We start from the raw sequence: 17,736 nt of genomic DNA, 5'->3' as shown, positions 1-17,736 counted from the left end.
GTGGCGAACCTCGGTCATCGACCGTGCGGGGACGGCCGATAAGCAAACCTAACCCTGAACTACTCCGTGGTCTCGGAGGTTTGGGTCACAGAACGGCGAACCCGCCGGATCTTCTTGTCTGATGGGACGCGCTCGCCGATGTCCTCGGGTGTGAACTCCCCTTCGCGGCCGAAGCTGGAGTCCTGCACGGGTGCACCGTCCTCGTCGACCGAGCCCTTGCCGGGGCGGCGCTTGCGCAGCGGCGGGGTGACGCCGGGCGCGAGCCGACGGGTGGTGATGAGGAAGCCGGTGTGTCCGTGCATCCGGTGCTGCGGTCGCACGGCGAGCCCCTCGAGGTGCCAGCCGCGGACGAGGGACTCCCACGCCTCGGGCTCGGTGTAGCCGCCGTGCTCGCGGACACCCTCGGCCACGCGGGACAGCTGGGTGGCGGTGGCGACGTAGCAGATCAGCACTCCGCCGGGCAGGAGCGCGTCGGCGACGGCGTCCAGGCACTCCCACGGGGCGAGCATGTCGAGGACGACGCGGTCCACGCTGCCGGGCTCGACGTGCTGCGGCAGCTCCTCGACGAGGTCGCCGACGGTGACCTGCCACGCCGGGTGGTCCTGCCCGAAGAAGGCGCGGGCGTTGCCCTTGGCGATGTCGGCGAAGTCCTCGCGACGTTCGAACGAGTGGACGTGGCCCGTCTCCCCCACGGCCCGCAGCAGGCTCATCGACAGCGCGCCGGAACCGACGCCGGCCTCGACGACCCGGGCGCCCGGGAAGATGTCGGCCATGGTGACGATCTGGCCGGCGTCCTTGGGGTAGACGACGGCGGCACCGCGCGGCATCGACATGACGTAGTCCGACAGCAGCGGCCGGAGGGCGAGGTACTCGACCCCGGCCGTGTTCCTGACGACGGACCCGTCGGGGCTGCCGATGAGGTCGTCGTGGGCGAGGCGTCCGCGGTGGGTGTGGAACTCGCGTCCCGCCTCGACGGTGATCGTGTGCAGGCGCCCCTTCGGGTCGGTCAGCTGCACCCGCTCGCCCTCGGAGAACGTGCCACGGCGCAGGTCGGCCCCGGTCGCGGCGGGAGGGGTCTGGTCGGGGGTGCTGCTCATGGCGGCGAAGTCTAGTTCTCCCCGGAGCTGGCCCCGGACCCGCGGTCGTCGCACGACACCGGCGCACCGGAAGAGGCCGTCAACGGGGCTGGCCGAGCAGCTCTGGCAGGTCGACGGCCGCTGCCATCGCGGCATACCCGAGGTCGTTCGGGTGCAGGTGGTCCCCGCTGTCGTACGCAGCCACCAGACGGGTCGGCTGCACCGGGTCGCGCAGGGCGGCATCGAGGTCGAGCACCGCGTCGGGCTCCCCGGAGCCGCGGATCCATTCGTTGACGGCCACGCGCACGGCCTCGCACTCCGGCGTCCAGCGTGGCCACCCCCGGAACGGTCCGATGGTGGCCACCACCACACGCACGTGGCGTTCGTGGGCGCGGACCAGGATCTCCCGGTAGGCGGCGACGAGGTCCTGCGGGTCCGTCTCCGACGGGTCCTGCTGGATGTCGTTGACGCCCTCGAGCACGACGACGGTCTCCACGCCGCTCCGGGTCAGCACGTCCCGCGTGAACCGGCCCAGGGCGCGTTCCCCCTGCCCCTGGCCGTGGGCGTCGAGCAGGAGCCGGTTGCCGCTGATCCCGGCGTTGAGCACCCCGAACCTCAGCGGACGTGGCTCGGCCAGCACCCGGTCGGCGAGGCGGTCGGGCCAGCGGTGGTCGGCGTCCAGCGTCGAGGCCGCGCCGTCGGTGATCGAGTCGCCCAGGAACACGACCGACCCGGACGCCGTGGCGCGGACGTCGAGGCCGTCGAGGAACCAGAACGACGTCGTACGTCCCGGGAACGCTGCGACCGACGCCGACGCGGTCTGGTCACCGTGGCCGACGTACCCCGTCGAGTGCGCCTGGGGGTGGTAGGTCGCGGGTCCGGTCGGTCCGGGCAGGTGCAGGCTGACGAGCAGGTCACCGTCGTCCGGGACCACGATCGCCACCGGGTCGGAGGTGGTCGCCGAGCCCGCCGGTATGACGACGTGCCGGCTCCCGCCGAACGTGACGGGAACGAGGGTGGTCGGGTCGAGGTCACCGCGGAGCGCGCGGTGCCGGGTCGCGGGGCGCGCGAGGGTGGCGGAGACCGACAACGGCGAGGTGCCGTGGACGTTGGTGAGGCGCAGGCGGACGACGTCACCGCCCAGCGACACCTGGACGCGCTGGCGCAGGGTGACGTCGGTGAACCCCGCGAGCGCCTCCCCGGCCTGCGGCACGGCGACCGCCGTGGCCCAGGTGCCGACCCACCGGACCCGGGCCGCTGACGGGATGGCGGCCGGCGTGGCCCCCTCCTCCTGCGGGACCTCGCCGCGCGACGGCTTCGGGGACACCGCCACCAGCGACCGGCTCGATCCGTCCGTGGGGGCGTCGGCCGACGCCGCACGGGTGAGGCCGCCCACGGACGCGATGCCCGCGAGCAGGACGACCGAGGCCAGGGCGGCTGCCGCGACCGCGTGGCGCCGGCGCCTGCGGGGCACCGGGGCGGAGGTCATGGGCCGGACCCTACGTCGCCCGAAATGTCCCATAAAGGCATGCCCGCGCATCCGGACCGAACGACCCACCGGCCGCGCTCAGCCGTTGAGGGCGCGACCGATGTCGGCGGCGTGCACGACGCCCACCACCCGGCCCTGGTGGACGACGGCGCCCACGGTGATCTGGAACTCCTGGAGGGCGGCGACCGCAGGCATCACGTCCCCCGCGGGGTCGGCCTCGATCACCCAGCCCGGGTGCTGCTGGCTGGCGACGGCGCTCACCGGCGTGTGCGGGCGCGCGTCCGGCGGCACCGACGACAGGTGGGCGGAGTCGACGTAGGCGGTGGGCCGCCCGTGCGCGTCCACGACGACGAGCTCGCCGCCCGGCGTGGCGGGCAGCTCGGCGACGTGTGCCGTCTCGGGCACCGCGATGGCCGGGTGCATCACCGAGCCCAGCCGCAGGCGACCGATCGTCGAGAGGGCCCGCCCGCGCCGGATCGACTCCGTCGCGCCGGTCCAGAGGATGGAGGCGATGAACAGCGACCAGATGTGGCTGAACCCGATCTGCTGACCAGTGGCCACGGGCCGGACGAAGAACCACAGGACGACCAGGGCCGCCAGGACACGGCCGCTCCAGCCGGCCACGACCGAGCCCTTGTTGCGGTCCCCGGTGACCTTCCACACGAGGCACTCGAGCACCTGGCCGCCGTCGAGCGGCATGCCGGGAAGGATGTTGAGGACGGCCAGCGAGCCGTTGATGATGACCAGTCCCTCGAGGATGCGCCCCGACACGTCGCCGGTCGCGGAGGGAAGGGCGAGCCACGCCAGCCCGGCGAACACCGCGTTCGAGGCCGGACCGGCGGCGGCGACGAGCGCCATCCGTCCCGGGGTGGTGCGACCGGCCTCCATCGAGGTGTGGCCGCCCCAGAGGTTCGCGACGATCCGGACCACGGGCATGCCGAAGGCCCTCGCCGTCGCGGCATGCGCGGCCTCGTGCACGAGCACGCTCACCAGGAGCACAAGGGCCTGGGCGATGCCGATGCCGATGCCGAGCAGCGGCCGCGTCCCCAGGAACGGGCGGGCCACGATCGCGGTGATGACCACGGCGATGAGGAACCAGCTGGGTGCGACGTAGACGGGGATCCCGGCGACCCGCGCGATGCGGACCCCGAGGCCGCGGTCCTGCTCGTCCTCGGGGGCGTGGTGCCCTCGGGCAGCGGTCGTCATGCCCTGACAGTACGTGAACCACCCAGACGTCCGAGCAGGCGCCGGTCCATACTTGACCGGTGCCCGACTCACCCGCATTCCAGCCCGACGCGACCGACCAGCTGAGGTCCGCCCTCACCGAGCGGATCCTCGTGATGGACGGCGCCATGGGCACGATGATCCAGCGGGAGGGCCTGGGCGAGGACGACTACCGCGGCGAGCGCTTCGCCGACTGGCCGAGCGACCTGAAGGGGAACAACGACCTGTTGTCGCTGACCCAGCCCGAGATCATCGCCGGCATCCACACGGCATACCTCGAGGCGGGGGCCGACCTCGTCGAGACGAACACCTTCAACGCCCAGAAGATCTCCCTCGCCGACTACGGCATGGAGGACCTGGCGTACGAGATCAACCTCGAGTCGGCGCGCCTGGCCCGGGCCGCGTGCGACGCCATGACCGAGAAGACGCCGGACCGGCCGCGGTGGGTGCTGGGCGCGCTCGGCCCCACCAACCGCACCGCCTCGATCTCCCCCGACGTCAACGACCCGGGCAAGCGCAACGTCACCTTCGACGAGCTCGTGGACGCCTACACCGAGCAGGCCCGGGGGCTCGTCGACGGAGGTGCGGACGTCCTCATCGTCGAGACGATCTTCGACACCCTCAACGCCAAGGCCGCGATCTTCGCGCTCGAGACGTTGTTCGAGCAGCACGAGCGCCGGTGGCCGGTCATCATCTCCGGCACCATCACCGACGCGTCGGGGCGCACCCTGTCCGGCCAGGTCACCGAGGCGTTCTGGAACTCCGTGCGCCACGCACGCCCGATCGCGGTCGGCCTCAACTGTGCGCTCGGCGCCGAGGAGATGCGCCCGTATGCCGCGGAGCTGGCGCGCGTCGCCGACACCTTCGTGTCGTGCTACCCCAACGCCGGGCTGCCCAACGCCTTCGGGGAGTACGACGAGCTGCCCGACCAGATGGCGGCGATCGTGGGCGAGTTCGCGCAGGCCGGGCTGGTCAACCTGCTGGGCGGATGCTGCGGCACGACGCCGGACCACATCGCGGCGATCGCCAAGGCCGCCAGCGACCAGTCGCCCCGCGTCCCCCCGGAGGTCTCCCCCGCCCTGCGGCTGTCCGGCCTCGAGCCGTTGACCGTCACCGAGGAGTCGCTGTTCGTCAACGTCGGTGAGCGCACCAACATCACCGGGTCGGCACGGTTCCGCAAGCTCATCCAGGCCGAGGACTACGGCACGGCGCTCAACGTGGCCCGCCAGCAGGTCGAGGCCGGAGCCCAGGTCATCGACATCAACATGGACGAGGGCATGATCGACGGCGTCGCCGCGATGGACCGCTTCGTCAAGCTCGTCGCGAGCGAGCCCGACATCTCCCGGGTGCCGCTGATGGTCGACTCCTCGAAGTGGGACGTCATCGAGGCCGGCCTGAAGTGCGTGCAGGGCAAGCCGATCGTCAACTCCATCTCCATGAAGGAGGGCGTCGAGCCGTTCGTCGAGCACGCGCGGCTGTGCCGCAAGTACGGCGCGGCGATCGTCGTCATGGCCTTCGACGAGGACGGCCAGGCCGACTCCCTCGAACGACGCAAGGTGATCTGCCAGCGGGCCTACGACATCCTCACGCAGGAGGTCGGCTTCCCTGCCGAGGACATCATCTTCGACCCCAACATCTTCGCCGTGGCCACGGGCATCGAGGAGCACGCGGCCTACGGGACCGACTTCATCGAGGCCACGCGCTGGATCAAGGAGAACCTCCCTGGGGCACTGGTCTCCGGCGGCGTCTCCAACGTCTCCTTCTCGTTCCGTGGCAACAACGCCGTCCGCGAGGCGATCCACGCGGTGTTCCTCTTCCACGCCATCCGGGCGGGGATGGACATGGGCATCGTCAACGCCGGCGCCCTCGTCGTCTACGACCAGGTCGACGCGACCCTGCGCGAGCGCATCGAGGACGTGGTCCTCAACCGCCGCCCCGACTCGACCGAGCGGCTGCTCGAGATCGCCGACTCGTTCAACACCGGTGACACCAAGCAGGAGGCGATCGCCGAGGAGTGGCGGTCCCTGCCCGTCGGCGAACGCATCACCTACGCCCTGGTCAAGGGCATCGACGAGCACGCCGAGTCCGACACCGAGGAGCTGCGCCAGGAGATCAGCGACCGCGGCGGGCGGCCGATCGAGGTCATCGAGGGCCCCCTCATGGACGGCATGAACGTCGTGGGTGACCTCTTCGGCAGCGGCAAGATGTTCCTGCCGCAGGTCGTGAAGTCGGCCCGCGTCATGAAGAAGGCGGTGGCCTACCTCATCCCGTTCATCGAGGCGGAGAAGACCGAGGCCGAGGTCGCCGAGAACCGCAGCAAGGGCAAGATCGTCCTCGCCACCGTCAAGGGCGACGTGCACGACATCGGCAAGAACATCGTCGGCGTGGTGCTGCAGTGCAACAACTACGACGTCGTCGACCTCGGCGTCATGGTGCCCGCGCAGAAGATCATCGACGCGGCGAAGGCCGAGAAGGCGGACGTGATCGGCCTGTCCGGCCTCATCACCCCGAGCCTGGACGAGATGGTCAACTTCGCCTCCGAGATGGAGCGCCAGGGCCTCGACCTGCCGCTGCTCATCGGAGGTGCCACGACCTCACGGGCGCACACGGCCGTCAAGGTCGACCAGCAGTACCACGGGCCCGTCGTGTGGGTGAAGGACGCGTCCCGCTCCGTCCCGGTCGTGTCCAAGCTGCTCGCGGACGACCAGCGCGAGGTCCTCATGGCCGACGTCAAGGCCGACTTCGACGCCCTGCGCGCCCGACACGCGGCCAAGTCGACCGAACGCCCACTCGTCTCGATCGAGGTCGCCCGCGAGAAGGCCACCCCGATCGACTGGTCCGGCTACCGCCCGCCGGTCCCCCACCTCGTCGCCGCCCAGGAGAAGGAGCTGCTGCGCCGGCAGTCGGGTCACCAGCGCCCCACGGTGACGCAGTTCGTCAAGACGTTCACCGACTACCCCATCGCGGAGCTGCGCGACTACATCGACTGGCAGCCGTTCTTCCTCGCGTGGGAGATGAAGGGCCGCTTCCCTGACATCCTCAACAACCCCGCGACGGGCGAGGCCGCCAGCAAGCTCTACGAGGACGCCCAGCGGATGCTCGACCGCGTCATCGACGAGAAGTGGCTGCGCGCCAGTGGCGTGCTCGGGCTCTTCGCGGCGAGCTCGGTCGGCGACGACATCGAGGTCTACACGGACTCGTCGCGCGCGACCGTGGCGACCACCCTGCACACGCTGCGCCAGCAGGGGCAGCACCGCCAGGGTGTGCCGAACCGCGCGATGTCGGACTTCGTGGCACCCAAGGAGACCGGGCTGCGCGACCACGTCGGCGCCTTCGCCGTGACGGCCGGGCTCGGGTCCGCCGAGCGGGTGGCCGACTTCAAGGCCGCCAACGACGACTACTCGGCGATCCTGCTCGAGTCCCTCGCCGACCGGCTGGCCGAGGCCTTCGCGGAGCGGCTGCACGAGCGCGTCCGCCACGACTTCTGGGGGTACGCACCGGACGAGCACCTGCGCAACACCGACCTCATCGCCGAGAAGTACGTCGGCATCCGCCCCGCGCCGGGCTACCCCGCCTGCCCCGACCACACCGAGAAGGAGCTCCTCTGGGAGCTGCTCGACGTCAAGGAGCGCACGGGGATCGAGCTCACCGAGTCGATGGCCATGTGGCCGGGGGCCGCGGTGTCCGGCTGGTACTTCTCGCACCCGCAGTCGCAGTACTTCGTCGTCGGCCGCCTCGGGCGCGACCAGGTCGAGGAGTACGCCGAGCGCAAGGGCTGGACGCTGCGCGAGGCCGAGCGCTGGCTCAGCCCGAACCTGGGCTACCAGCCCGAGGACTGAGCGCACGCCATACCTGTGCACGCGTTCACGACCCGTCCACAGGTATGGCGCGGCCCGCGCGGCCGTGTCGGTCGGGGCACCTAGAGTGCGGGTCATGGTTCCCGCTCTCTCGCCGAGCCGTGCGTCCGACTTCAAGCAGTGCCCGCTGCTGTACCGGTTCCGCACGATCGACAAGCTGCCCTCGCCGCCCAGCCCCGCTGCGGCGCGCGGGACGCTCGTGCACGCGGTCCTCGAGCGCTTGTTCGACCTGCCGGCGGACGAGCGCACCCCGGCCGCGGCCCAGGCCCTCCTCGGCCCGCAGTGGAGCGCGCTGGTCGAGGAGGAGCCCGAGCTGGCCGCGATGATCGCCGACGACGCCAAGCTGACCGAGGACGGCTGGTTCAGCGACGCGCAGGCCCTCATCGAGACGTGGTTCACCCTCGAGGACCCGACGAGGCTGGAGCCCGCCGAGCGGGAGCTCTACGTCGAGACCGACGTCGACGGGCTCGTGCTGCGCGGCTACGTCGACCGCCTCGACGTGGCGCCGGACGGGGCGATGCGCGTCGTCGACTACAAGACCGGCCGGTCGCCGAGCGAGCTGTTCGAGGGCAAGGCGCTGTTCCAGATGAAGTTCTACGCCCTCGTGCTCTGGCGGCTCCGCGGGGAGATCCCGCGACTGCTCCAGCTCGTCTACCTCGGCAACGGCGAGGTCGTCCGCTACGCGCCGGACGAGCACGACCTGCTCAGCCTGGAGCGCAACCTCAAGGCGGTCTGGGTCGCGATCGAGCGGGCCGCGACGACCGGCGACTGGCGACCCAAGACGTCCAAGCTCTGCGACTGGTGCGACTTCCGCGAGTTCTGCCCCGCGTGGGGTGGCACGCCCCCGCCGCTGCCGGAGAACGCCGCGCTCATCGCGCTCAACCCTGCCGTGTCCGGGCAGGTCGAGCCCACGGACGAGTAGCCGCGCGGGCCCTGCCCGACGCAGGACCTGCCTACTTCCGACGGGACCCGTCGAACAGGCTGACCAGGTCGGCCGGGGCCAGCCCCCGAAGGCTCGGCACCTGCACCGCCCCGACGGTCACGGGCACCGGGACGACGTGCGGCACCGCGATCGTCGGCACCCCTGCGGAGACGGCCGACCGCACCCCGGTCGGGGAGTCCTCGATCGCGACGCAGTCGCCGACCTCGACGCCGAGGGCGCGGGCGGCCGCGAGGTACGGCTCGGGGTGGGGCTTGCCGTGCTCGACCTCGTCGCCGGTGATGACCGCGGCGAAGGTGCCCTCGGGGAGGGCCCCCACCACGCTGTCGGCCAGCGACCGCCACGACATGGTGACCAGGGCGTTGGGGACTCCTGCGGCCTGGAGCGCGTCGAGCAGCTCGAGCGCACCAGGCCGCCACGGCACGTGCTCCTGCACCTGGATGACCACCCGGCGGAGCAGCTCCTCGATGATCTCGAGGGGCTCGAGCTCCACGGGGCTGTTGTCGCGGATGAACTCGGCGGAGACCATGAGGTCGTTGCCGACGAGCTGGTGGGCGTACTCGTCGTTCCAGACCCCGCCGGCCTCCTCGACGATCGCGTGCTCGGCCGTGATCCAGTACGGCTCGGTGTCGACGAGGGTGCCGTCCATGTCCCAGAACACCGCGGCGGGGAGCCCTGCCTCCGGTGCGGAGGGCGACGTGCTGGGCGTGGACATGACTGGGGTGCTCCGCGCGGTCGGTGGGGCAGGCTGGGACGGCGCGCCCGACTATACGCAGCCTCTCCGGTGGTGCCGCACCGCGGACCGTAGGCTGGGAGGACGAGGTGTGCCGTCGGCAACGGGCCGGCCCGGGCAAGGAGGAACAGTGATCGAGCTCGAAGACGTACCGGAGCTCAACAACCCGGTCGTCATCGCCGCCTTCGAGGGCTGGAACGACGCCGGCGAGGCCGCCACCGCAGCCATCGACCACCTCATCGACGTGTGGGACGCCGAGGCCATCGCCGCGCTGGACCCGGAGGAGTACTACGACTTCCAAGTCAACCGCCCCCGCGTGGTCCTCGACGACGGCCGCCGCCGCATCCACTGGCGCACCACCCGGATCCTGGTCGCGACGAGTGACGCGCTGGAGCGCGACATCGTCCTCATCCAGGGCATCGAGCCCTCCTTCCGCTGGCGCGCGTTCACGATCGAGCTGATGGAGTTCGCCCAGCAGGTGGGGGCGAGCACCGTGGTCACGCTCGGCGCGCTCATGGCCGACGTCGCACACACCCGACCCATCCCGGTGACCGCGACGTCCGACGACGAGGACGTCCTGCACCGCTTCGACCTCGAGCCGAGCCGCTACGAAGGACCGACCGGCATCGTCGGGGTCCTCGCCGACGCGGCCACCCAGTCAGGCCTGCAGTCGATCTCCTGCTGGGCCGCCGTCCCGCACTACGCCGGCCACTCCCCCTCGCCCAAGGCCACCCTAGCGCTGGTGTCCCGGCTGGAGGAGCTGCTCGACCTCCCCATCCCGCACGGTGACCTCACCGACGGGGCCAAGGCGTGGGAGCGCGGCATCAACGAGCTCGCCGAGACCGACGACGAGGTCGCGGAGTACGTCCAGTCCCTCGAGGAGGCCCAGGACACCGCCGACCTCCCCGAGGCCAGCGGCGACGCGATCGCCCGCGAGTTCGAGCGCTACCTGCGTCGTCGGGGCCAGGACGGCCCCGGCTAGCGACCTCCGGTCAGACCCGGACGCCCAGGATGGCGTCCAGGGCCCGGGCGAGGACGCCCGCCGAGGTGGCGTCACGGCCCCCGCGCGTCAGGCACTCCTTGGCCCAGCGGTCCACCGCAGCCAGCGCGCCCGGCGTGTCGAGGTCGTCGGCGACGTGGCGCCGCACCTGCTCGATCGTCTCCTCGGCGTCCGGGGCGGCGTTGACGGACAGCGCGGCACGCCACGTCTCGAGTCGCGCCTGCGCCTGCGCGAGCAGGTCGTCGGTCCACGACCACTCGGTCCGGTAGTGCTGCGAGAGCAGGGCCAACCGGATCGCCATGGGGTCGACGCCGTCCGCGCGCAGCTTCGAGACGAGCACGAGGTTGCCCTTGGACTTGCTCATCTTCTCGCCGTCGAGACCGACCATCGCCTGGTGGGCGTAGGTGCGGGCGAACGGGCGTTCCTCGGTGAGGACGACGGCCTGGGTCGCACTCATCTCGTGGTGGGGGAAGATCAGGTCGGTCCCGCCACCCTGCACGTCGAAGCTCATGCCGAGGTGGTCCAGGGCGATGGCGGTGCACTCGATGTGCCATCCGGGGCGGCCGGCGGGGAGCCCGTCGACCTCCCACGACGGCTCGCCCTCCCGGGCCGAGCGCCACAGCAGCGGGTCGAGGGCGTCGCGCTTCCCGGGCCGGTCGGGGTCGCCCCCGCGCTCGGCGTAGACCGCGAGCATCTCCTCCCGGGTCCAGTTCGAGACTGACCCGAAGCCCTCGTCGCTGGTCAGGTCGAGGTACAGGTCGTTGCCCTCGGACTCGGCCGTCTCGACCTCGTAGGCAGCACCGGTGGCCAGCAGCCCGCGCACGGCGGCCGCGACCGGCTCGATGCTCTCGACGACGCCGATGTAGTGGTCCGGCGGCACGACCGCGAGGGCGGTCATGTCCTCGCGGAACAGTGCGATCTCACGGTGGGCGAGGTCCTGCCAGCGGACGCCGTCGCGCTCGGCCCGCTCGATCAGGGGGTCGTCGACGTCGGTGATGTTCTGGACGTACTCGACCTCGTGGCCCGCGTCGCGCAGCGCGCGGCCGAGGACGTCGAACGTCACGTAGGTCGCGGCGTGACCCATGTGCGTCGCGTCGTACGGCGTGATGCCGCAGACGTACATCCGCGCCGTCGGCCCCGGCGTCAGGGGCCGCACACCGCCCGTGGCGGTGTCGAAGACCTGGACCGGGTGGCCGGTGCCGGGGACGGCGGGGAGGAACGGGGTGGGCCAGGAGATCACAGCGGAACTCTACGGTGAGCCCTCACAGGGGCGGCCACGGGATGGCCGGCCACTGCCCGGACGGCATCGGGTATGCCGCGCGGTCGAGCAGGCGGCGCCCCCTGCCGAGCAGGGCCGCGACCTCGTCGATGGTCAGCAGGCCGTCCAGGTCGACCCGCAGCTCGGAGTCCTCGTCCTCGACGAGGTCGCACACCCTCGCCACGCGGGCGAGCTCGGTGTCCGGCAGCGGCTCGCCGGCAAAGCCCCACAGCACCGTCCGCAGCTTGGGCTCCTGGTGGAGGCTGACGCCGTGGTCGAACCCGCGCAGGCGGTCTCCGTCACGCACGAGGTGGGAGCCCTTGCGGTCGGAGTTGTTGACGAGGGCGTCGAAGACGGCGACGGACCGGGCCGCCGGGGTGTCCTCGTGGACGACCACGACCGGCTGGCCCAGCTCGTTCTCCCCACGCAGGACCGGCAGCCAGCCGCGGGGAACCTGCTTGGGTGCGACCAGGTCGACAGGGTGCTCCGGCTCCTCGCCGGGGTCACCCACCCACTGCTGGACCGAGCCGATCCCCTGGGGGCCGGACCGCAGGACGGTCGGGGGGACGACGTCCCAGCCACCGGCGGCGCTGATGAGGTAGCAGGCGACCTCGCGGCCCGCGAGGGTGCCGTCGGGGAAGTCCCACAGCGGCCGCTCCCCCTGCACCGGCTTGTAGATCGCGTAGGGGCCACCGGCGCCGACGCGCACGAGGACGGCGAGGTTCGACGCGTCGGCCAGCCGGCCGACCACCTCCAGGTCCGCCCTCGAGAGGACGTCGAGCAGGGCCGCGTCAGCGGACTGGCTCGCGCTCAGCGCTTGTAGCCGTTCGCGCGCGGGCAGATGTGACCCTCGGTCTCGAGGGGGCCACCGCAGAAGGGGCAGGGCGGACGACCGGCGGCGACGATCGACTGGGCGCGACGGGCGAAGGCCCTCGCCCGTGCCGGCGAGAGCACGACCCGCACCTGGCGGGGCTCGGACGCCAGCACCTCCGGGTCCCCCGCCTCGGGCTCGTCCGGGTCGCGGTCGAGCGCCTCGATGATGACGACCTGACGGTCCTCGTCCCAGGCCAGCGCCAGGGTGTTGACGCGGAAGTCGTCCTCGATGGGGGTGTCGAGCGGTGCGTTGTCGACGACCTCCGCCGCGGCGTGGTCACCGCCCATCCCACCGGCATAGCTGTCGAGGAGGTCGTTGATGCGGGTCGCCAGGACCCGGACCTGCTCCTTCTCGAGCGAGACGCTGCTGATGCGGCGCCCCTCGCTGGCCTGGAGGAAGAAGGTCCGCTGGCCGGGGGGCCCCACGGTGCCGGCGACGAACCGGTCCGGCGGGTCGAACTCGAGCAGCGACATGCCCAAAACTCTAACCGGCTCCCCCGCCGACCTGCGCATCACCCGTCGGCGGCGCGTCCTTCGGCGGCACGAAGCGGGTCAGGTCCGGGGTCAGCTCGTTGGCCGCGAGGAGGAACGTGTGCCGTCCGCCGTAACGGATCGCCGACACCGACGCGGGGTCGGCGGTGTAGCGCTGGAAGTGGCCGAGCCCCGATCCCGTGGCGTCCGCGAGCAGCGCCTTGACGAGGTCGCCGTGGCTCACCGCGACCCAGATGGCCGTGTCGCCGTGCTCGGCCGCGACCTCGGCATCGATGCGCCGCACCGCGGCCACCACCCGGTCGCTCATCTCCTGCAGGCTCTCCGCGGCATACGTCTCGTGGTCCGGGAAGCGCGCGGAGGCGGGGTCGTCCTGGACGGTGGACCACAGCGGTTCCTTCGCGAGCTCGGCGAGCTTGCGCCCGCTCCAGGCGCCGTACGCGCACTCCTGGAGGTCGTCCTCCACCTGCACGGTCGCGCCGACGGCCTCGGCGAGCGGCGCCGCGGTCTCGAGGCAGCGCTCGAGCGGGCTGCTCACGACCCGGACCGGGGTGAGGTCGGTGAAGCGTTCGCCGAGGCGCTGCGCCTGTTCGCGACCGCGGTCCGTGAGGTGGACCCCGGGCAGCCGTCCGGCGAGGATCCCCTCGCCGTTCGCGCTGGAGTGGCCGTGGCGGACGAGCAGCAGGGTGGGCACGCGGGAACTCTACGGCCGGTCGCTCGCACCGACTGCACGGACGTGGTGGAGTAGCCCCGTGATCGTCGACCAAGCCATCTACCGCGACGGGGTCCGCCAGGCGTGCGGAGACCTGAGCGAGGCCCTGGAAGCGCTGCGCACCGGGGACGACCCGCACGCGTTCCTGTGGATCGGGCTGAAGGACCCCACGGACGCGGAGTTCGACCTCGTCAACGACGAGCTCAAGCTGCATCCGCTCGCCGTCGAGGACGCGGTCAAGGGCAACCAGCGGGCCAAGGTCGAGCTCTACGACAACACGATCTTCGTGGTCCTCAAGACCCTGAGGTACCTCGACGAGACCAGCGACGTCGAGACCGGCGAGGTGATGCTCTTCGTCGGCGACCGTTTCGTCGTCACCGTCCGGTACGGCGAGCTCAGCCCGCTGGCCGCCGTGCGCAAGCGCCTCGAGGCAGCCCCCGACATGCTGCGCCACGGCGAGATCTCGGTGCTGCACGCCGTCATGGACGCCATCGTGGACAACTACGTCGAGATCGACGCCGAGCTGCAGACCGACCTCGAGCAGATCGAGGCGGCGGTCTTCGGCGGGCGCGGTCACGCAGACTCCGAGCAGATCTACAGCCTCAAGCGCGAGGTCGTGGAGTTCCGCCGGGCCGCGACCCCCCTCGCCGCGCCGCTCAACATGCTGCACGACGGCTCGCGCAGCCCGGTGTCCGTCAAGGAGATGCGGCTGCTCTTCCGCGACGTCGCCGACCACCTCCTGCGCGTCATCGACCACGTGGAGTCGTATGACCGACTGCTCACCGACGTCCTCAACGCGCACCTCGCGCAGATCACCGTGCAGCAGAACAGCGACATGCGGAAGATCTCGGCGTGGGTCGCGATCGCCGCGGTGCCGACGATGATCGCCGGCATCTACGGCATGAACTTCGACAACATGCCGGAGCTCAAGTGGCGGTACGGCTACTTCATCGTCCTGGCCGTCATGGCCGGGGCCTGCGGCAGCCTCTACCGCGCGTTCCGCCGCTCCGGCTGGCTCTGACGACGAAGGGGCGGCCCGGTGACCCGGCCCGCCCCTGTCGTCACCTCCGTCAGGTGGCGGTCATCCAGCCTGCGGACAGCACGACGATGAGCACCATACCCAGCAGGACGCGGTACCAGACGAACGCGGTGATCTTGTTGGAGCTGACGAACTTGAGCAGCCAGGCGATGGACGCGTACGCCACGACGAACGACACCACGACGCCCACGACCATCTGGCCGACGCCGAGCAGCTTGAGGTGGTCGGCCTCGCTGACCATCTCGAACAGGCCCGCCGCGGTCAGGGCGGGGATGGCCATGAAGAACGACAGGCGGGTGGCCGTGAGTCGGTCGAGGCCACGGAACAGACCGGCCGAAATCGTCGCTCCCGAGCGGGAGACGCCGGGGACCAGCGAGGCGCACTGCACGAGGCCGATGACGATCCCGTCGCGCAGGGTCACCTGTCCCTCGCCCCGCTCCTCCCCGTGCTTGACCAGGGCCGCGTGACGCGTCTCCGCGAGGTACATCACCGCGCTCCACAGGATGAGCGCCCCGGCGACCACCCAGAGGCTGCGCAGCGGTCCGCTGATCGCGTCCTTGGCGAGGAAGCCGACGATGCCCACCGGGATCGACCCGACGATGACGGCCCACGCCAGCTGGTAGTCGTGGTGGGTCCGGCCCTCGGCCCGCGTCAGTCCCCCGACCCAGGCGACGAGCAGCCGCACGATGTCCTTGCGGAAGTAGAGCAGCGTGGCGAGGATCGCCCCGAGCTGGATCACGGCGGTGTAGGCCGTGACGCCCGGGTCGTCGATCTTCAGGTCGAGCAGCTTCTCGGTGATGGTGAGGTGGCCGGTCGAGGAGACCGGCAAGAACTCGGTGAGTCCTTCGACGATGCCGAGGATCACGGCGTCGAGGTAGCTGAGGGTCACGGCTCTACTTTCGAGGGCGGGGACTGGGCAGGTTCAGCCGACAGTCTCCCGCATGACCTCGGCCATGGTCCGCACGACATGCAGCCGTGCGTCGAGGCTCCCTGCGAAGGGGGCGACGGAGAGCGTCCCGACGCCCGCGGCGGCATACCGGCCGATGCGCTCGGCGATGCGCGCCTTGGGTCCGATGAGGGACGTGGCGTCGATGAACTCGAACGGCACGGCGGCCGCGGCGTCACGGTGCTGCTTGGCGAGGTAGAGGTCCTGGACCTTCGCGGCGGCGTCCTCGAAGCCCATCCGGCAGGCGAGCTGGTTGTAGAAGTTCTGCTCACGCGAACCCATGCCGCCGATGTACAGGGCAGCGTAGGGGCGGATCGCGTCCGCCGCGGCCTCGACGTCGTCGGCGACGACCACCGGCACCGACGGGGCGATGTCGAAGCCGGCCAAGGGATTCTCGTCCGTGCCGCGACCAGCGCGACGGCGCCCGGCGACGACGCTGGCCACCTGGTCGCCGGAGTGCTCGGGGCTGAAGAAGATGGCGTGCCACCCGTCCGCGACCTCGCCGGCGAGCTCGAGGTTCTTGGGACCCACGGCCGCCAGGTAGATCGGCAGGTCGGTGCGAGGCGGGTGGATGGTGAGCTTGAGCGCCTTGCCCGGGCCGTCGGGCAGCGGGAGCGTGAAGTGCTTGCCGGAGTAGGAGACCGTGTCGCGGCGCAGGGCCATGCGGACGATGTCGACGTACTCACGGGTTCGGCCCAGCGGTGCCGCGAAGCGCACCCCGTGCCAGCCCTCGCTCACCTGCGGGCCGCTGACCCCGAGGCCGAGCCGGAACCTGCCGCCCGACAGGGTGTCGAGCGTGGCTGCGGTCATCGCCGTCATCGCCGGGGTACGGGCGGGAATCTGCATGACGGCTGCCCCGAGGTGGATCTTCTCGGTCAGGGCGCCGATCCAGGACAGCACCGTGGGGACGTCGGACCCGTACGCCTCCGCCACCCAGGCGACGGCGTAGCCGAGCCGGTCGGCCTCCTGCGCGACCGCGACGTTGTCCTGGTCCATGCCCATGCCGAAGTAGCCGAGGTTCACACCGAGTTCCATGGACCGAGGCTAGCGGCGGAGCCCTCGCTGCGTGCCGAAGCCGGGTGCCGGCCGAGCCCCTTGCGCGTGCCGCGGCCCGGGGCGGGCGACCCCGGCGACTACGGTGAGTGACCATGCGCCAGCGACGAATGGGGACCTCAGGCCTGTCCGTGTCCCGGCTGGCCCTCGGCACGATGACCTGGGGCCGCACCACCGACGAGGAGAATGCCCGCGAGCAGCTCCGGACCTTCCTCGACGCCGGGGGCAACCTCCTCGACACCGCCCACGGCTACTCCGACGGTGCGGCCGAGGAGATCATCGGCCGGCTCATGGGCGACGCCGTGGACCGCGAGGACGTCATGCTCTGCACCAAGTCCGGGATCTCGCGCCGCTCGGGGCAGCGGGTCGTCGACACCTCGCGCCACAGCCTCCTGCGCCAGCTGGACACCTCGCTGGAACGCCTCGGCACCGACCACGTCGACCTGTGGCTGGTGCACACCTGGTCCGACGAGGCGCCGCTCACCGAGACCCTGTCAGCCCTGGAGTGGGCGGTGGCGACCGGGCGTGCGAGGTATGTCGGCGTGTCCAACTTCAGCGGGTGGCAGAGCGCCCGGGCGTTCTCGCTGCTCGAGCAGGCGCGAGTTCCGTTGGTGGCCAACGAGGTCGAGTACTCCCTGGTCAACCGCAACCCGGAGCCCGACCTGCTCGAGGCCGCGCAGGCCCTGGGGTTCGGCATCCTGCCGTGGTCGCCGCTCGGGCGAGGCGTGCTCACCGGCAAGTACCGGCACGGGATCCCTGCCGACTCCCGAGCCGCCTCCCGCGACTTCCCGCGCTTCACCGCCCGCTACCTCGACGACCGCAGCACCAACATCGTCGAGGCCCTCGCCATCGCGGCCAAGGGCCTCGAGGTCAGCACCACCGAGGTGGCCCTGGCGTGGGTGCGCGACCGGCCCGGGGTGGTCAGCCCCGTCGTCGGTGCCCGGACCACGGCCCAGCTGCGCACGTCGCTGGCGAGCGAGCAGCTCGAGCTGCCGGCCGAGCTCGTGGCCGCACTGGACGAGGTGTCCGACTGACGGTCGGCCTCAG

15 protein-coding genes are annotated in these 17,736 nt (G+C 71.5%); 5 read left to right on the top strand and 10 right to left on the bottom strand.

The window, feature by feature from the left end:
• Positions 1-59: 59 nt before the first annotated feature.
• The 3 genes from ASD62_RS01180 to ASD62_RS01170 form a co-directional block, all read right to left on the bottom strand.
• Complete coding sequence (locus ASD62_RS01180; RefSeq protein WP_056914397.1) at positions 60-1,097, bottom strand: tRNA (adenine-N1)-methyltransferase; 1,038 nt, start codon at positions 1,095-1,097, stop codon at positions 60-62.
• A 79-nt stretch (positions 1,098-1,176) separates the two neighbouring features.
• Positions 1,177-2,565, bottom strand: coding sequence for an SGNH/GDSL hydrolase family protein (locus ASD62_RS01175; RefSeq protein WP_082580499.1), 1,389 nt, complete (start codon positions 2,563-2,565; stop codon positions 1,177-1,179).
• Between the two features lie 78 nt (positions 2,566-2,643).
• Positions 2,644-3,771, bottom strand: coding sequence for a site-2 protease family protein (locus ASD62_RS01170; RefSeq protein ID WP_082553100.1), 1,128 nt, complete (start codon positions 3,769-3,771; stop codon positions 2,644-2,646).
• 134 nt (positions 3,772-3,905) lie between these two features.
• Between ASD62_RS01170 and metH the strand changes: the two genes are divergently transcribed.
• Both metH and ASD62_RS01160 read left to right on the top strand, forming a co-directional pair.
• Positions 3,906-7,628: a methionine synthase gene (gene metH, locus ASD62_RS01165; RefSeq protein WP_235530743.1), complete on the top strand. Its 3,723-nt coding sequence runs from the start codon at positions 3,906-3,908 to the stop codon at positions 7,626-7,628.
• Positions 7,629-7,722: 94 nt separating this feature from the next.
• A complete protein-coding gene (locus tag ASD62_RS01160; protein ID WP_056914395.1) occupies positions 7,723-8,568 on the top strand; it encodes a PD-(D/E)XK nuclease family protein in 846 nt (281 codons plus the stop codon).
• Between the two features lie 31 nt (positions 8,569-8,599).
• On the opposite strand, the gene ASD62_RS01155 is transcribed toward ASD62_RS01160, so the two are convergent.
• On the bottom strand, positions 8,600-9,301 hold the full coding sequence (locus ASD62_RS01155) for an HAD family phosphatase (protein WP_056914394.1): 702 nt from the start codon (positions 9,299-9,301) through the stop codon (positions 8,600-8,602).
• A gap of 148 nt (positions 9,302-9,449) precedes the next feature.
• Between ASD62_RS01155 and ASD62_RS01150 the strand changes: the two genes are divergently transcribed.
• Positions 9,450-10,301, top strand: coding sequence for a PAC2 family protein (locus ASD62_RS01150; RefSeq protein WP_056914393.1), 852 nt, complete (start codon positions 9,450-9,452; stop codon positions 10,299-10,301).
• Between the two features lie 10 nt (positions 10,302-10,311).
• On the opposite strand, the gene mshC is transcribed toward ASD62_RS01150, so the two are convergent.
• From mshC to ASD62_RS01130, 4 genes are read right to left on the bottom strand one after another with little or no spacing between them, the layout of a single operon-like run.
• Positions 10,312-11,559 carry a cysteine--1-D-myo-inosityl 2-amino-2-deoxy-alpha-D-glucopyranoside ligase gene (gene mshC / locus ASD62_RS01145; protein WP_056914392.1) on the bottom strand — a complete coding sequence of 416 codons (1,248 nt, stop codon included), beginning with the start codon at positions 11,557-11,559 and terminating at the stop codon, positions 10,312-10,314.
• A 22-nt stretch (positions 11,560-11,581) separates the two neighbouring features.
• Complete coding sequence (locus ASD62_RS01140) at positions 11,582-12,361, bottom strand: SCO1664 family protein (protein WP_056914391.1); 780 nt, start codon at positions 12,359-12,361, stop codon at positions 11,582-11,584.
• 26 nt (positions 12,362-12,387) lie between these two features.
• Positions 12,388-12,924, bottom strand: coding sequence for a DUF3090 domain-containing protein (locus ASD62_RS01135; protein ID WP_056914390.1), 537 nt, complete (start codon positions 12,922-12,924; stop codon positions 12,388-12,390).
• A 10-nt stretch (positions 12,925-12,934) separates the two neighbouring features.
• Complete coding sequence (locus ASD62_RS01130; protein ID WP_056914389.1) at positions 12,935-13,633, bottom strand: MSMEG_4193 family putative phosphomutase; 699 nt, start codon at positions 13,631-13,633, stop codon at positions 12,935-12,937.
• Positions 13,634-13,691: 58 nt separating this feature from the next.
• Between ASD62_RS01130 and corA the strand changes: the two genes are divergently transcribed.
• Positions 13,692-14,672, top strand: coding sequence for a magnesium/cobalt transporter CorA (gene corA / locus ASD62_RS01125; RefSeq protein ID WP_056914388.1), 981 nt, complete (start codon positions 13,692-13,694; stop codon positions 14,670-14,672).
• Positions 14,673-14,721: 49 nt separating this feature from the next.
• Here corA and ASD62_RS01120 read toward each other — a convergent pair whose 3' ends face one another.
• Positions 14,722-15,579, bottom strand: a complete 858-nt coding sequence (locus ASD62_RS01120) for an undecaprenyl-diphosphate phosphatase (RefSeq protein ID WP_056914387.1) — start codon at positions 15,577-15,579, stop codon at positions 14,722-14,724.
• 33 nt (positions 15,580-15,612) lie between these two features.
• Positions 15,613-16,671, bottom strand: coding sequence for an LLM class F420-dependent oxidoreductase (locus tag ASD62_RS01115; RefSeq protein ID WP_056914386.1), 1,059 nt, complete (start codon positions 16,669-16,671; stop codon positions 15,613-15,615).
• Between the two features lie 113 nt (positions 16,672-16,784).
• On the opposite strand from ASD62_RS01115, the gene ASD62_RS01110 reads away from it, so the two are divergent.
• Positions 16,785-17,723 carry an aldo/keto reductase gene (locus ASD62_RS01110; RefSeq protein ID WP_056914385.1) on the top strand — a complete coding sequence of 313 codons (939 nt, stop codon included), beginning with the start codon at positions 16,785-16,787 and terminating at the stop codon, positions 17,721-17,723.
• Positions 17,724-17,736 lie beyond the last annotated feature (13 nt).

The organism is Phycicoccus sp. Root563 (genome assembly GCF_001427915.1).
In the GTDB taxonomy this organism is placed as follows: domain Bacteria; phylum Actinomycetota; class Actinomycetes; order Actinomycetales; family Dermatophilaceae; genus Pedococcus.
The sequence above is the reverse complement of the archived record's forward strand: the minus strand, read 5'-3'. Positions and strand labels throughout refer to the sequence as shown.

What these genes read in the sequence shown, in the direction of transcription:
- ASD62_RS01180 (WP_056914397.1), bottom strand. Translation starts at nt 1,097, where the DNA reads ATGAGCAGCACCCCCGACCAGACCCCTCCCGCCGCGACCGGGGCCGAC.
- ASD62_RS01175 (WP_082580499.1), bottom strand. Translation starts at nt 2,565, where the DNA reads ATGACCTCCGCCCCGGTGCCCCGCAGGCGCCGGCGCCACGCGGTCGCG.
- ASD62_RS01170 (WP_082553100.1), bottom strand. Translation starts at nt 3,771, where the DNA reads ATGACGACCGCTGCCCGAGGGCACCACGCCCCCGAGGACGAGCAGGAC.
- metH (WP_235530743.1), top strand. Translation starts at nt 3,906, where the DNA reads ATGGACGGCGCCATGGGCACGATGATCCAGCGGGAGGGCCTGGGCGAG.
- ASD62_RS01160 (WP_056914395.1), top strand. Translation starts at nt 7,723, where the DNA reads ATGGTTCCCGCTCTCTCGCCGAGCCGTGCGTCCGACTTCAAGCAGTGC.
- ASD62_RS01155 (WP_056914394.1), bottom strand. Translation starts at nt 9,301, where the DNA reads ATGTCCACGCCCAGCACGTCGCCCTCCGCACCGGAGGCAGGGCTCCCC.
- ASD62_RS01135 (WP_056914390.1), bottom strand. Translation starts at nt 12,924, where the DNA reads ATGTCGCTGCTCGAGTTCGACCCGCCGGACCGGTTCGTCGCCGGCACC.
- ASD62_RS01115 (WP_056914386.1), bottom strand. Translation starts at nt 16,671, where the DNA reads ATGGAACTCGGTGTGAACCTCGGCTACTTCGGCATGGGCATGGACCAG.
- ASD62_RS01110 (WP_056914385.1), top strand. Translation starts at nt 16,785, where the DNA reads ATGCGCCAGCGACGAATGGGGACCTCAGGCCTGTCCGTGTCCCGGCTG.